The organism is Salinibacterium amurskyense, from assembly GCF_002797685.1.
Classification (GTDB): domain Bacteria; phylum Actinomycetota; class Actinomycetes; order Actinomycetales; family Microbacteriaceae; genus Rhodoglobus; species Rhodoglobus amurskyensis.
The window spans coordinates 368,115-382,282 of sequence record NZ_PGFH01000001.1 but is presented as its reverse complement, the minus strand read 5'-3'; the positions used below and the strand labels follow the sequence as shown (position 1 = coordinate 382,282).

Sequence of the window (14,168 nt, the reverse complement as noted above, 5' to 3'; positions counted from 1 at the left end):
GAGGGCAGAGTGGTGGCGGGAAAAGGTGCCGAAGGTGGGGAGTTAGCGGCCCACGGCGGCTCCATCGCTCCACCAGAGCACTCGCTCGCGAACGAGCGCGAGGAGAGAAATCAGGATCACTCCCATGAGGCAGAGCAGCGCGATGCTGGCCCACGTAACAGGCAAGTTGGCTTGCGCAGCGGCGATCGTGACGAGTGATCCGAGACCTGCCTGCTGGCCGGCCGCAACGAACTCGGCAACAGCCGCGCCGACAATCGCGAGCGGAAGCGCAATGCGCAGTCCCGCAAAGACGTAGGGCATCGAGCCGGTGAAGCGCAGGTCGCGGAAGATTTCCCAGCGGCTGGCATGCAGTGTCTTCATCACATCGAGAGCACGGTCATCCACATCTCGCAGCCCGGCGAGCGAGTTGACGAGCATGGGGAAGAACACGACAAGCGCAGTCACGATGAACTTGGGGGTCATGCCAAAGCCGAAGGCAACAACGAGCGCGGGAGCGATCGCGACAATCGGCGTCACCATCACGACGACCACGAGCGGCATGATGGCGCGCTCCATGATCTGGAACTCGGCCATGATGATCGCCAGAATGAAGCCGGCGAGGATGCCCGAGCTCGCGCCCACGACAACCTCAAGACTCGTCACGAGCATGTTGGCCCAGTAGGTGTCCGCGTCTTTGATCAGGCTCATCCAGACCTGGTCGATCGTAGGAATCACGTACGGATTCGCGATCGCGGTGATCTGCCAGAGCGCGGCCGCGATCACGAAGGTGATCACCGCGGGAGCCCAGCTAGTCCAGCGCAGGTTCTGCTTGAGCTTGGCGGAGGCCAGCGGCGAAAAGCGACGGCCCGTGGCGCTCGTGGCTGCCTGAACGGCCAGAGCGGAAGTTTCGGTTGTTGACATGGTGTCCTCGTTCTTGCGTGACTTAGGCACTCTTTTGTCCCATCACTTCGCGCAGCGTTTCGCGCACGCGACCTTCAAGGTCGCGGAATTCATCGGTCGCGTAGACGTCGATAGTGCGCGGGCGCGGCAAGGGAACATCGATGATCTCGGCGATGTGGCCGGGATGCGCCCCCATCACCACAATGCGATCGGAGAGCATGATCGCCTCGGGCACCGAGTGAGTCACGAACATGACGGCCTTACGGTTCGACTGCCAAAAATCGAGCAGGCCCAGTCGCTGAGCGTCGCGGTTCATCTCGTCGAGCGCGGAGAAGGGCTCGTCCATGAGCAGCACGCTCGGGTCGAACACGAAGGCGCGGGCAATGGCGACGCGCTGCTGCATTCCACCGGAAAGCTGGCCCGGGTACTTGTCGAGCGCGGCGCCCAAACCGAACGATTCCAGAATCTCGCGCGGATCGCGCAGGTTGCGGTTCGCGTTCGCTTTCGGGTTCACCGTCATCGGCAGGCGCACATTGTCGAGCACCGTGCGCCACGGGAGCAGCGCGGGAGACTGAGGAACAAGACCGATCATCTTGTTCTTTGTGGCGGCCTTCACTGTCATCCCGTCGACCTTGACGGTGCCGCTGTCTGCCTCGATGAGGCCGGCAACAGTCTTGAGCAGAGTCGACTTTCCGCAGCCACTCGGGCCGATAACGGAGACAAACTCGCCCATCTTGATCGAGAGGCTCACGTGGTTGAGCACGAGCGTGCGCGCCCCCTCGGGGCCGAAGCTCTTAGAGACGTCCTCAATATAAACGCCGGCGTGTGGCTGTGCGGTTTCCACAGTTACTCCCTGAGTTGTGATGCCGGATGCCGCACCGGGTGGGGTGGTGCGGCATCCGAGCGGGGTGGTCGGGTTAGTTTCCCGGCCAGATCAGTTCGCCGTCTGCATAGAGATCAGAGACGAGGGTTTCATCCATCATGTCGGTAATGGCAGGAAGGCTGTCGACGTTGCCGAACTGCTTGACGAGTTCGTACTCTGCTTCCCAGTCAGCGGCAGTCTGGGCTCCGGGGAGCCCGCTGTTGCTGTCCTTGACCCACTGTGATTCCACATTCCACGTGCGCTCGAGCTGTTCGCGCGGGAAGGCAGAACCCTGACCGTTGTCTTCGGCCAACTGCGCGATCACGTCGAGGCATTCGTCGGCGCTATCGAGGCAGAACTGCAGAGCGTGCAGTGAGGCGCGCATGAAGTCAGCGGCGACTTCGCGGTTCTCGGCGAGGAACTCGGAGTTGACCTCCATGACGTTGTAGGTGCCTTCAACACCAACGTCAGAGGGGAAGAACTCGCTGAACGGCAGGCCCTGAGCACGAAGGTTCTCGGGCTGGTTCGAGGCGTAGCCAACAATGGCGTCGACCTGGCCGCGGGTGACCACGGTGGGATCGTAGTTGGTCATCTTGATCAGTTCGACCTTGCTGACATCGACGTCAGCGGCATCCAACATGGCGGAGGCGATCGGAGTGAGGTTGATGAAGTAACCGAGCGAACCACCTTCGAGGTCCTTGAGGCTCTTGATCTTCTCGTTGGCGAAGATCGAGAACGGCGGGGTGTTGCCGTAAGTCGCTACTGCCGTGAGGTTCTGGCTGTTGGCGGCGGCGAGCATGACATCGGATGCCGAACCGAGGGCGGTAAATTCGGCCTGGCCTGAGGAAACGAGCTGCTGCCCGTTCGCTCCCGAGGCGTTGATCTCTAGGTCGAGGCACAGGTCCTTGAAGTAGCCGAGCTCTTCGGCGAGGAATACGTCGAGCTGGCCGGCGCTGGCCGAGTATCCGTATCCGGAGATGTAGGTGATGGTTCCCGCCGCGGCATTGCGGTCGCAGGCTTCCTGAGAAATCAGGAGGTCGCCGGCGTCGGGCGTGGATTCTTCTGCGGGGGCTGTGCAGGCGGAGAGCGTGAGTGCTGTTACCAAGAGTCCTGCGATGCCGAAGCCTCGCAATTTCTTGGAATCAAGAGGTGTAGTCACTTGGATCCAGGTTCCTTCCTAGGCCGTATCCGTCATTGGATGGCTAGACAAAACGTACATGATCAAGATTGACTGTGCAAACTTGATTTACGATCGCTTTGGCTGCCATCCCCCATCGGCCATGCGCGGCGACTAATTCGCTGCGGGCAGACAGATCATGCGCCCGGGAGCGCATGAGTGGTTGCTACTGACGTTAGCGGAGGGATGCCGGAGTCAGTAGGCGCGCGTGGGATTCGCTACGCGAATCTGCTCGAGGGCAGCATCCGCAATCCGTGTCGAGACCTCGTCGCTGTTCGCGTTGCCATGAACCCAGATGTCGTCGATGAAATAGTGAGTGTCGGTGAGGTCATTCAACCCACCCAGCGTCAGCAGCTTCAGCACAGTCACATCACCCATCGTTGTCTCCACTGCCCCCTCATCAACGAGGGCCGCCGCCAACGTCGCGCCCTCAGCGGGGTCAACATCGAAAACCTTGAGCACCAGAAAGCCATCGCTGCGAGGCACCGCCCACACACAGTTTTTTACCAGCGATGCATTCGAAATCACGGCAGCCTCTTCCGGCATAAACCACTCATTTGCCGTGAAGAAATCTTCATCGATCGAGAGGATGGTGTCGCGAGATAACCAACTCCTGGCAAGGTCGAGGGGCACCATTGTCGAGCACTCGGGGAGAACGAGGGGCTCGACAACGGGAGTTGGGTCAGTGCTGGGTTCAGTTGACGCGGTTGGCGCAGCCGCTGACGGCTCGGTCGCGGTCTGGGTTTCCGCTTGCACGCAGCCGGCAAGCGTGAGCACGATCAGGGCAGCGGATGCCGCAGCGATTGAACCTCGGACAGGTCGGAGGTGCTCACTCATAGGTCTCCCTTTCGAATCAGTAGGTGCGCGTGGGGTTCGCCGTTCGCACTTGGTCGAGCACTGCGTCGGCAACGTCGACGGTGAGCTCTGTGCTCGTGCCGTAGACGTAGATCCAGAGGTCGCTCACGAAGTAGTGAGTCTGAGCGCTCCACCCGACGGCGGTTTCGAACTCCTTCTCCAGCGTTGTCACCGTTCCCGCGCTGGCACCGGTGAATCCCGTTGCTAGCAGCGCATCTTGCAGATTGGTGGCATCTGCCTCGGAAATGTCGGCGACCACCACGGTGAAGCCGCCATCCGAATTCGGAACTCCCCAAATACAGTTCTTAGCAATGGAGGCGTTGCCCGCCGCGGTGTCGATCTCGGGCAGCTCGTCGCCGCGAATCGGAATCGTGTCGTCAGCCCCCAAGACAACGGTCGAAGGAGAGAACAGACTCTTCGCTTCGTTAAGCGGCAACAAAGTGTCGCAGCCCGGGAGGATCAGCGGATCCGGGGTCGGAATCGGACTAGAACTCGGCGACGCCGTGGCCGGCGGAGCGCTCGCTGTCGTTGAGCTCTCTGGCTCCGCGGGAACGCACCCGGCAAGCACCCCGCTGAGAAGCACCGCGGATGCCGCCGCCACCATCAATTTTTTGTCCCACCCACTGTTCATGAGTGAAGAGTAACCCCGCAACCTGCCGGGAGGAAGAGACCACTTCCCGCTTCTCGGCACAGCCCGAATACTCATTAGTAATCTCGGCTGGGATTGGCGTTGCGAATCTGAAGCAGAGCGCTATCCACGACAGTATTCGTGGTGGGGAGATCGTAAGCGGTCGAGTAAAGCCACAGGTCACCGACGACGAAATGATTGCTGCCAACAGGGCCGACCGGGCCATCCACTTGAAGGGAGAACATGGAGAAGTCTCCTGCCCTCACTGCCGAGTAGGACGCCGCCATCGTCTCAGTTTCTAAGGCGATCGCATCGTCTTCAGAAATGTCCGCGATCGCTAGCGTGAAGAAAGAGCCAGAGTTGGGGATGCCCCACAGGCACTGGCGAGATTCTGACGCGTTCGCGAGGATCGAGTCGATGGCCGCGATCGGCACCTCTTGGAAATTCTTGGCTTGACCCGGAGTCTCCTCCTCAATGAGCTCGGTGTTATCCGTAAGAAGGAAGCGGGCGGTACTGATGGAGAGCAGCGCGTCGCACTCTGGGATGACCAGCGGATCCACGATGGGGTCAGCTTCTGGTTCTGGCTCCGAGGTCACCTCCGGCTCAGGCGGAGTTGTATCGCCGCCCTCGGGGCTTGCTGGCGTGCATCCCACCAGTGAAAGCGCGACGAGAAACGCCCCGGCTGAGGCCAGCAATGCGCGAGCGCGTGCAGTGGTCACCTGTGTTGTGGGGTTGTGAAGGGCATCCATAGCAGCACAGTAGACCGAACGCTCTACCCTGCGCGTGAGTAATAGTTACTTCATTGCCCGCGCGGCGCCCGCGAGCGCCGCTAGTTCGACTGACGAGCTAGCTGGCCCAGAGCATCCGCATCGAGAATGACGACGCGAGCCCGACCTTGCCGAATGATGCCGCGGCTGGCCAGTTCAGACATGGTCTTGCTCGTCGATTCGCGAGTTGCGCCGAGCAGGCCCGCGAGTTGGTCGTGACTGAGGCGGATGGTCGGATGCGTGAACCGCGGCGTGCGCGCAGCCTCCGCCAAACGAAGCAGGGTGCTGCACACGCGCGACTGCAGCGGGCGCAGAGCGAGATCGGTGAGTCGCTCTTCGAGCCGCACAACCTGCTCTCCCAGATGGCGCGAGATGCGGATAGCGATGCGTGGGTCGGCGATGAGGTAGCGCTCAACATCCGCCGTGTTCATGAGACAGATCTCTACGTCGTCGATCGCTTCGGCATAGTTGTCGTACATGCGCTGGCCGACCATCATCATCTCGCCGAAGACTGCACCAGGCTCGAGGATCGCCATGGTGAGGGCTTTGCCTTCTTCAGTGACGCGGAAGATGCGGATGCGGCCCTTCTTCAAAATGAAGAGCGCGGTGACGGGCTGGCTTTGGCTGAACACCATTTCACCGAGCGAGTACGAGCGCGAGGGAGCCATGCGGTCCATCTGCTCGATCTCAGCAGGCGAGAGATCAGCGAAGAGGTCAACTTCGCTCAAGCAACTAAATGAACCATTGTCGATCGGCATGAGTGGTTCAGGATCCCTTCGCTGCGGCGACCACGGGCGTTCGCCCGCCAGAGGGGCTGACGCCACTCTCTCGCCACAGGGATCCATCATGACACGCTCGCCTCTACTAGCTAGCGGTATTCGGGGTTGGCTTCGAAGCCGAAGTGCTCGCCGTCGTTCCACGCCTTGCGCGTGTTTCCGTAGGCGGGGATGCCGCCGGCGTTCTTGAGAATTGAGGCCAGGTGCATGAGGTTCCACGACATGAAGGTGGTGTTGCGGTTCGTGAAGTCGTTCTCGAGACCGCCGGAGCCTTCGTCGAGGTAGCTGGGGCCGGGGCCGATCTCGCCGAGCCAGCCAGCATCCGCTGCGGGAGGGATGACGTAGCCAATGTGCTGAAGGCTGTAGAGAACGGACATGGCGGAGTGCTTCACGCCATCCTCGTTGCCGGTGAAGAGCGCGCCGCCGACCTTGCCGTAGAAGACGTACTGGCCCTTGTCGTTGAACTCGCCACTCATCGCGTAGAGACGCTCGATGAGCATCCGGGTGACAGAGGAGTTGTCGCCGAGCCAGATCGGTCCGCCGATGACGAGGATGTCGGCCGCTTCGATGAGGGGCCAGACTTCGTCCATCCAGGCATCCTTCTCCCAGCCGTGCTCGCGCATGTCCGGGTAGACGCCGATCGCGATGTCGTGGTCGATGAAACGCAGGCTGTCGACGTGAACGCCGGCGCTACGCATGAGTTGGATGCTCGAATCCATGAGGCCCTGCGTGTGGCTCATCTCAGGGCTCTTCTTGAGCGTGCAGTTGATGAAGACAGCCTTGAGCCCGTCGTAGCGGGGAGCGTCTGCGGGAACGGAATTCTCAGTAGTTTCGGTAGCCATGACCCGATGCTACGGGCGAGCCGTCCCTGCGAACTGTGATCTAGCGTACGGTTCGCTGAACAATGCGCTGCTAAACATGACTGGGGGCAGACGCCCTCTCGAAAGGAACTCGCATGCCCGCTCAGTGGGATCTCATCGTCATCGGCTCCGGCAGCGCCGGAATCGTCGCCAGCAAAACCGCCGCCCGCTTTGGGGCGCGCGTGCTGCTTGTCGAACGACACCGCCTCGGTGGGGACTGCTTGTGGACCGGATGCGTTCCCTCCAAGTCACTGATCGCCGCCGCTCATGCCGCCCACGTTGCACGCACGTCGGAACGCTTCGGCGTCACCGCTGAGAACGTGACGGTCGACTTCGCTCGCGCGATGGGCCACGTTCAGGATGCTGTGGCCACGATTGAACCGCACGATTCGGTGGAAGCCTTCGCCGAGTTCGGCATCGAGGTCGCTCACGGCGATGCGCGCTTCACTGGCCGCCATTCTCTCGAGATCGACGGCACTCGTCACACCTTCGTGCAGGCGGTCATCGCGACCGGCACCGTGCCGCGCGTTCCCACCTTTACTGGCACCGACAGCGTCCAGATGCTCACGAGCGACAGTATTTGGGAGCTCGATGAACTCCCCCAGCGCCTCGTCGTGCTCGGCGGCGGCGCCATTGGCAGTGAACTCGGCCAGGCAATGGCGCGACTCGGTTCTGACGTGACCATCGTGAACCGCAGCAACCGCATCCTTCCCGCGGAAGAAGAACGCGCCAGCGCCGTGCTTCAAGCGACTTTCGACCGCGACGGCATCACCGTGCTGAACGGCCGCAGCGCCGTTGAAGTGGTCTCGAGCGATGGTCTTAGTGGCGAACTCGTTCTTGATGACGGCACTCGCGTTGCTTTCGATCGTCTGCTCGCCGCGATCGGCCGCACCCCCAATCTCGACACCCTTGCCCCCGAAGCCGCCGGCGTTGCCGTCACCGACCAGGGCTACGTTGACGTGGATGCTTCGCTGCGCACCACAAACAAGCACATTTGGTCGGCGGGAGACGTCGCCGGGCTGCCGAAGTTCAGCCACGTTGCTGGCGTGAGCGGCAGCACCGCCGGCACCAACGCCATCCTCGGATTGCGTCGCAAGTTCAACGAGGCGGTCGTGCCCCGCGTCACTTTCACTTCGCCCGAAATCGCCGCCGTCGGCCTCACCGCTGCAGATGCCATCGAAGGCAAGCACCGCGTCTTCACTGGCGAGCACGGCTCCACCGACCGCGCCGTCGCCGAGGGTGACGAAGATGGCTTCGCGCAGATCGTCGTCAGTTCAAGCGGCCGAGTGCTCGGCGGAACCATCGTCGGTCCCCGTGCCGGCGAGAGCCTCGGCGAACTGACCGTTGCCGTGAGCGCCAAGCTCTCCACGAGCACTCTGGCCAGTGCCACCCATGCCTACCCGACGTTCACCGATGCGCTCTGGAACGCCGCCATTGCCGATGTGCAGTATCGCTTGAAGAGCGGCGTCGTGAAGTCGGGCATCCAGCTGCTGGTTCGCGTGCGTCGGGCGATCTTGGGCAAGCCCCGCGCCTAGCGTGGTGAGGCGTGCCGTCGTGGCAGCGTGCAGCGTGCAGCAACGAAGCGGCTAGCGCAGCAGGCGGTAGCCGACGATCATGCGCTGGGCGGCACTGACAAGAACGACAATGCTCCAGACGATCGCGATCTGCCAGGCGATGAACGGCAACACAAGCCACAGGGTGTGAACGAATACTGTCTCGCCGCCCTCGGCGATGCGACCGAGAAAGAATAGCGAGCGGTTGTCGTCGTCAGAGAGCGAGCGGCCTGTGCGTTCAGCGATCGACGAGAACGCCAGAAACGCGGCCCCGTTGATGTAATAGGCGAACAGGACAACCAAGAACGGCCACCACGGCGCACCGAACGCGGTCGTCGCGCCCACCGCGACACCAAGAACAGTCGCACCGTAAACCACAAAATCGGCGACGATATCGAGAAAGCCGCCAGCTTCGCTTGCGGTGGCCGAACGAGGCGCGGATGCCGCAGCGAGCCGGCGCCGAGCCAGCGTTCCGTCGAGGCCGTCGAGCACTCGCGAGGCTAGCCATGCGACTACCGCCAGAGCCCAGAGCTGGCTGGCGGCGAGTGCCGCACTGCTCAGGCCAATAACGAGCCCGGCCATGGTGAGGCGGTCGGGGGTGATCCAAGGCACGTCGAGAGCGGAAGCCATTGTGTACAGAGGCTTGCTGACCGCTCGACGCAGCTGGACATCCAGCATGGTTAGATTTTCTCCGCAGCGACGTCGCCCGCGCTGTCGTTTGTTACCTGACCGGAGGCTGCAGCCGCAGCGGCGTCCTTCTTGCGAATACGGCTAGCGACGACGCCACCGCCAATAGTCAGCAAGGCGAGCGCGGCGAGGGCAATGTAGAAACCACCGTTGAGTTCGGCCCCGTAGGCACCGACGGCAACGAACGCCATCGTGCCGGGAATGATGCCGATGGCGGTACCGATCATGTAATCGCGCACGCGCACGGCGGTGAGACCCGCGGCGTAATTGATGACGGTAAAGGGAACGAGCGGAATGAGGCGCAGCACGATCATCGAGAGCAGCCCACGCTTCTGCAGCATCTTGTCGACGGCGCGCACCCGGCCACCGGTGTACTGCTCCACGGCGTCGCGGCCGAGCATCCGGCCAATCCAGAACGATGCGGCGGCTCCAGCAACGGCTCCGACGAGCACGAGGAGGGTGCCGATCCAGAGCCCCCAAGCGAGGCCCGCGGCAATACTGATCACGGCCTTGGGCGCCGGGGTGAGCGTGAGGATCGCGTAGGCGAGGACGAAAATGCCGGCCCCGAGTAGCCCTGTGCTCTCGGCCCAGGCCTGAATCTCTTCAACAGACGGAATGTCGATCGTGAACGCCACAATGACGATCACGATGAGGAAGACGACGAACGCGCCAGCTTTCCACAGGGCAGAGGCGCGCTTTTTGTTCATGCGGCCAATGTTATGTGGGCGCCCTGCGCTGCGTATGTGATGTGGGTTACTGAGCAATGAAGTTATTCACACTTACTGTTGAGGCATGCCGCACCGGGGGTGCTGCCCCTTTTTGATCGCCGAGACCGCAAGGAGCACGAGCGTGCCGCTTCGTAATCTGTTCCGCCGCCCGACCGCCACGACCGTTCGTCGTCGCATCCTTCCGGTTCTCGCGACCGCCGCCGTCACGGCACTCGCTCTCACCGCGTGCTCGGCTCCCACGAACGCCCCGCGCGGCCCCGAGTTCTTCGACTGGTCTGACGTGCAGGTTGCTGCCGACGGCCAGACCGTGAAGTTGTGGATGTGGGGCGGCGACGATCAGGGCAATGCCTATGTTGACGACGTACTGGCTCCGGCCGCGGCGGCGCAGGGCGTCACGCTCGAACGGGTGCCGATCGCGGACACGAAGGATGCCCTCAACCGCGTCTTCACTGAACTGCAGGCTGGCCGAAACACGGATGGCGCTGTCGACCTCGTGTGGATCAATGGCGACAACTTTCGCACCGGCAAGCAAGCAGATGCCTGGTTCTGCGAGTGGACCGACCTGCTGCCCAACATGACCGCGGTCTCCGCCACCGACCCGCTGCTCACCGAAGACTTCGGAACATCGGTCGACGGCTGCGAAGCCCCCTGGCACAAGGCGCAGTTCTCCTTTGTCTACAACTCGGCAAACGTCGAAAACCCGCCGACGACGATCGAGGGCATTCTCGATTGGGCCGAGGCTAACCCCGGCCGCTTTACCTACCCGGCGGCTCCCGACTTCACCGGCTCGGCCTTCTTGCGGTCGGTGCTCTACAGCGAGTCTGGTGGCTACGAGAACGTGCCATCCACCTTCAGCGATGAGGCTTTCGACGAGCTGTCGCCCGCCCTGTTCGACCGGCTGGAGGCCCTCGCCCCGTCACTGTGGCGTGAAGGCAGCACGTACCCCACGACATCCGAACAGCTCACCAAGCTCTTTGCCGACGGCGAGATCGACATGATGATGACGTACGGCCCCGCGACCCTCACGGCCCTCGTCGAGAACGGCACCCTGCCCGACACGACGCGAGTGCTAACCGTGGAGGACGGCACGCTCGGCAACGCCAGCTTCTTCGGCATCCCCAGCAATTCGGGCAACATCGCGGGTGCCATGGTTGTCGCCAACGAAGCCCTGTCGGTTACGCAGCAGGTCGCGAAGGCTGACCCTGCGGTGTGGGGCCAGTTCACTGTTCTTGATCTGGATGCACTCTCCGCCGCTGATCGCGAACTCTTCGATGCGCTGCCGCAATCACCCGTCGTGCCGAGCTTTGACGTACTGTCGCGCAACGCCAACCCGGAGCTTTCTGCCGAGTGGGTTCCCGCCCTCGACGACGCCTGGCGCACCCGGATCGCTGCGGGTCAATGACAGCAGCCCTGACGCGACCAGTGCGACCGCGGCGACGCCACCTGCGCGCGGCACTGCTCGTTCTCCCCGCGGTCATCCCGGTCGCCTTCGTGGTCATTGGTGGAGTCGGCACGACTCTGCTGCAGAGCCTCGGCCTCATGCCGCTGGTCGGTTCCGCCGAGCTCAGCACCGCAGCCTTCAACGACAGCGATGAGCTACTCACCTCAGCTTTACTCTCCCTCTCTATCGCCGTGGTCTCCACCGCCATCGCCGCAGTCATCGGCTTCTTCACGGCGGTGCTGATCATTTCGGGCAACTGGGGTGGTCGCATCGTGGGTGCGCTGGGCGCTGCAGCAGTGACGGTTCCGCACCTCGTCGGCGCCGCGACCGTGGGGCTGCTGCTCTCCGACTCCGGCGTACTCGCGCGACTGTTCGGCGTCGCACCCGACGCATGGCCCGCGCTCGTCGCCGGCCCCACCTGGTTCGCCGTGATCGCCGAATACGCGTGGAAAGAGTCGGCCTTCATCGCGCTCATCATCGTCGGCACCCTCGCCACTCGCATCACGTCGTACGACGAAACCGCCGCCGTTCTCGGCGCGCACCGCTTCGCGCGATTGCGACTCGTGCTCTTTCCGTTGGCGGCACCGTCACTGTTGGTGGCATCCGCTATCGCCTTCGCGTACACGCTTGGCTCCTATGAAGTGGCGTGGATGCTCGGCCAGACATACCCCGAACCGCTCTCGGTCATGGCGCTGCGCCTCTTCAACTCCGCAAGCCTCACCGCCCGGCCAGAAGCAGCAGCCATTGGTGTGATCACCGTCGTGCTCACGGCCGTCGTTGTGGCCGCCGCGATGCTCGGTCTGCGACGAATGCGAGCGTGGCGATGACTCTCTCCACCAGCAACGTTGACGTCGATCGCGCTCAGCGGATTCAGCACGAACGCCGGATGCCGGGCGACGCTGGCCGCCCCCTCTCGCAGTCCCGCGGAGTGATGCGCACCGCGCGCATCGGCTCGACCGCGCTCATGTCGCTGTGGTTCGCGCTGCCGTTCTTGCCACTCGTACTGTGGTCGTTCGCGAACTCGTGGTCGGCACCCGATCTGTTGCCCATGACGCTGGGGGTGGATGGTCTCACCGCGGCCCTCGCGAACGGTGCCGTGGCTGCCTTTGGTGACTCGCTGCTGCTCTCGCTCATCGTCGCGGCCATCGCCACTCCCCTCGGAGCCATGGCGGCCCGCGCGCTCTCCCGCCGCACCCTGCCGTTCGGTCGGCTCGTGAGTGTGCTGCTCTTCTCCCCCGTGCTGCTTCCCCCGTTCGCCGCCGTTCTCGGCATCAACGTGGTGCTGTTGCGGGCGTGGGTGCCGCCCGAGCTCGGGGTGATTCTGGTGCTCGTGGTCGTGGCGATCCCGTACACAACTTTCTCGATGCGAGTCGCGTATGCCGCCTACGACGACGGCTTCGATGAGGCCGCGCGCACGCTCGGTGCCACCTCCCGGTTCGCGCTGTGGCGCATCCACCTTCCGCTTATTGCGCCGGCGTTGGCCCGCTCGGCGTTCCTCGCGTTTTTGGTCGGTTGGAGCGATTACCTCGTCACTCTGGTGGTGGGTGGCGGGCAACTGGTCACCTTGCCGCTAATCATCGCTTCCAGTGCATCCGGCATCGGCAATGAGTCGAGCGTGGCCGTGTTGTCGCTCTCAGCGGTGATCCCGCCGCTTATTCTTCTCGCGTTCGTTTCGCGTGCCCGCAACCTCAATCCAGGGAAGCAGTCATGACCCCCACACCGACAGCCACAGCCACAGCCACAGCCACAGCCACAGAGCCAGTAGCCGCCGATGCCGCGCCCTCGGCGATCACGCTTACCGGCGTCACGAAGACCTACTCGGCAGCATTGCCGGCCGCGCTTCAGGGCGTGAATCTCGACATTCTGCCCGGCACGAGCACGGCCATCGTCGGGCCGAGTGGCTCAGGTAAGAGCACGATCTTGCGCATCATTGCGGGCCTCGAGGATGCCAATGGCGGTCGGGTTCGCTTGGCCGGTCGCGATGTCACGGCGCTGCTTCCCGAAGAGCGCGGCATTGCGATGGTCTTTCAACGCCCGCTGCTCTTCCCGCATTTGACGGTGCTCGACAACGTTGCGTTTGCCGATCGTGCCGCGGGTCTCAGCCGAGCGCAAGCGCGCGACCGTGCGCGCGAACACCTCGAGCTCGTACACATGGCGGAGTTCGGCGGGCGCTCCCCGCACTCGCTGTCGGGTGGCCAACAGCAACGGGTTGCCGTCGCCCGGGCGCTCGCCGCGAAGCCTTCGGTGCTGTTGCTCGACGAACCGTTCAGCGCTCTCGATCCGGGGCTCAAAGATGACATGCACGCGATGATCGCCGAGATTCGCCAGGCCGTGAACCCCACCATCTTGTTCGTCACTCACGACCGCGATGAGGCCAGCGCCATGGCCGAGCGCATCGTCGTGCTTGAGAACGGGCAGCTGCTGCAGCACGACTCTGTTGATCACGTCTTTCATCGCCCCGCCTCCCTCGCGGTCGCCCGGTTGCTGGGCGGCAAGAACGCCTTCGCGGGCACGATCGAGAATGGCGTGCACCGTTCTGCTCTCGGCGACGTCGCGCTCGACGGCGACGTTGCATCCGGCCCCGCCACGCTCGTCTTTCGCCACGAAGCCGTCACCTCCACCCTGCGCCAACCCACGAGCGGGGCGGATGCTGACGCTCTCGCCACCCGTCACGCCGACGCTGCCGCGTGCCAACGTTTCGGCCCGCGCGAACTGCACGGTGTCGTCACGTCCACCGTTCAGCGGGGCCCGCGCCGCGAGGTCATCGTGCAGGTCGCGGATGCCGAGGTGTACACCGAGGCAGCCCCCGGGCATCCACTCTCGGTCGGCGATCTCGTTACCGTGAGCCTGCCGTGTGAAGCGCTCTGGGCTGTGCCCGCGAGCTAAGGCTTCGGGGCCATTGCGGCAGCTCGCGTTCGAGCGCTGTCGACCTCGGCGGCAAACTCCCATATGAAG

At 63.3% G+C, this 14,168-nt stretch carries 15 protein-coding genes; 5 read left to right on the top strand and 10 right to left on the bottom strand.

Annotated elements, in window-relative coordinates; translation table 11 throughout:
- Positions 1 to 42: 42 nt before the first annotated feature.
- From CLV85_RS01825 to CLV85_RS01790, 8 genes are all read right to left on the bottom strand, one after another.
- A complete protein-coding gene (locus CLV85_RS01825; protein ID WP_100387905.1) occupies positions 43 to 900 on the bottom strand; it encodes an ABC transporter permease in 858 nt (285 codons plus the stop codon).
- A 22-nt stretch (positions 901 to 922) separates the two neighbouring features.
- Positions 923 to 1,723 (bottom strand): ABC transporter ATP-binding protein, encoded by an 801-nt coding sequence (locus tag CLV85_RS01820; protein ID WP_100387904.1) that lies wholly within the window; start codon positions 1,721 to 1,723, stop codon positions 923 to 925.
- A 73-nt stretch (positions 1,724 to 1,796) separates the two neighbouring features.
- The gene (locus tag CLV85_RS01815) at positions 1,797 to 2,900 is read right to left on the bottom strand and encodes an ABC transporter substrate-binding protein (protein ID WP_100387903.1); all 1,104 of its coding nucleotides are present in this window, start codon (positions 2,898 to 2,900) and stop codon (positions 1,797 to 1,799) included.
- Between the two features lie 213 nt (positions 2,901 to 3,113).
- A complete protein-coding gene (locus CLV85_RS01810; protein WP_100387902.1) occupies positions 3,114 to 3,755 on the bottom strand; it encodes a hypothetical protein in 642 nt (213 codons plus the stop codon).
- A 16-nt stretch (positions 3,756 to 3,771) separates the two neighbouring features.
- Positions 3,772 to 4,404 (bottom strand): hypothetical protein, encoded by a 633-nt coding sequence (locus tag CLV85_RS01805; RefSeq protein WP_147433333.1) that lies wholly within the window; start codon positions 4,402 to 4,404, stop codon positions 3,772 to 3,774.
- Positions 4,405 to 4,478: 74 nt separating this feature from the next.
- Positions 4,479 to 5,120 carry a hypothetical protein gene (locus tag CLV85_RS01800; protein ID WP_169925788.1) on the bottom strand — a complete coding sequence of 214 codons (642 nt, stop codon included), beginning with the start codon at positions 5,118 to 5,120 and terminating at the stop codon, positions 4,479 to 4,481.
- A 110-nt stretch (positions 5,121 to 5,230) separates the two neighbouring features.
- Positions 5,231 to 5,926, bottom strand: a complete 696-nt coding sequence (locus tag CLV85_RS01795) for a Crp/Fnr family transcriptional regulator (protein WP_100387899.1) — start codon at positions 5,924 to 5,926, stop codon at positions 5,231 to 5,233.
- 110 nt (positions 5,927 to 6,036) lie between these two features.
- Entirely contained in the window at positions 6,037 to 6,786 is a 750-nt protein-coding gene (locus CLV85_RS01790) for a flavodoxin family protein (RefSeq protein ID WP_100387898.1), read from the bottom strand.
- 113 nt (positions 6,787 to 6,899) lie between these two features.
- Here CLV85_RS01790 and CLV85_RS01785 point away from each other — a divergent pair, with 113 nt between their 5' ends.
- Positions 6,900 to 8,339, top strand: coding sequence for a dihydrolipoyl dehydrogenase family protein (locus tag CLV85_RS01785; RefSeq protein WP_100387897.1), 1,440 nt, complete (start codon positions 6,900 to 6,902; stop codon positions 8,337 to 8,339).
- 51 nt (positions 8,340 to 8,390) lie between these two features.
- Here the strand turns inward: CLV85_RS01785 and CLV85_RS01780 are convergent, their stop codons facing one another.
- On the bottom strand, positions 8,391 to 9,035 hold the full coding sequence (locus tag CLV85_RS01780) for a CDP-alcohol phosphatidyltransferase family protein (RefSeq protein ID WP_100387896.1): 645 nt from the start codon (positions 9,033 to 9,035) through the stop codon (positions 8,391 to 8,393).
- A gap of 2 nt (positions 9,036 to 9,037) precedes the next feature.
- Positions 9,038 to 9,751, bottom strand: coding sequence for a TVP38/TMEM64 family protein (locus CLV85_RS01775; protein WP_100387895.1), 714 nt, complete (start codon positions 9,749 to 9,751; stop codon positions 9,038 to 9,040).
- 142 nt (positions 9,752 to 9,893) lie between these two features.
- Between CLV85_RS01775 and CLV85_RS01770 the strand changes: the two genes are divergently transcribed.
- From CLV85_RS01770 to CLV85_RS01755, 4 genes are read left to right on the top strand one after another with little or no spacing between them, the layout of a single operon-like run.
- A complete protein-coding gene (locus tag CLV85_RS01770) occupies positions 9,894 to 11,174 on the top strand; it encodes an ABC transporter substrate-binding protein (RefSeq protein WP_100387894.1) in 1,281 nt (426 codons plus the stop codon).
- The gene (locus tag CLV85_RS01765; protein WP_229820404.1) at positions 11,171 to 12,040 is read left to right on the top strand and encodes an ABC transporter permease; all 870 of its coding nucleotides are present in this window, start codon (positions 11,171 to 11,173) and stop codon (positions 12,038 to 12,040) included. The genes CLV85_RS01770 and CLV85_RS01765 overlap by 4 nt, the downstream gene beginning before the upstream one ends.
- A complete protein-coding gene (locus CLV85_RS01760; protein WP_229820513.1) occupies positions 12,037 to 12,924 on the top strand; it encodes an ABC transporter permease in 888 nt (295 codons plus the stop codon). Before CLV85_RS01765 ends, CLV85_RS01760 begins: the two co-directional genes overlap by 4 nt.
- A complete protein-coding gene (locus CLV85_RS01755) occupies positions 12,921 to 14,099 on the top strand; it encodes an ABC transporter ATP-binding protein (RefSeq protein WP_100387892.1) in 1,179 nt (392 codons plus the stop codon). Before CLV85_RS01760 ends, CLV85_RS01755 begins: the two co-directional genes overlap by 4 nt.
- Positions 14,100 to 14,168: the final 69 nt, after the last annotated feature.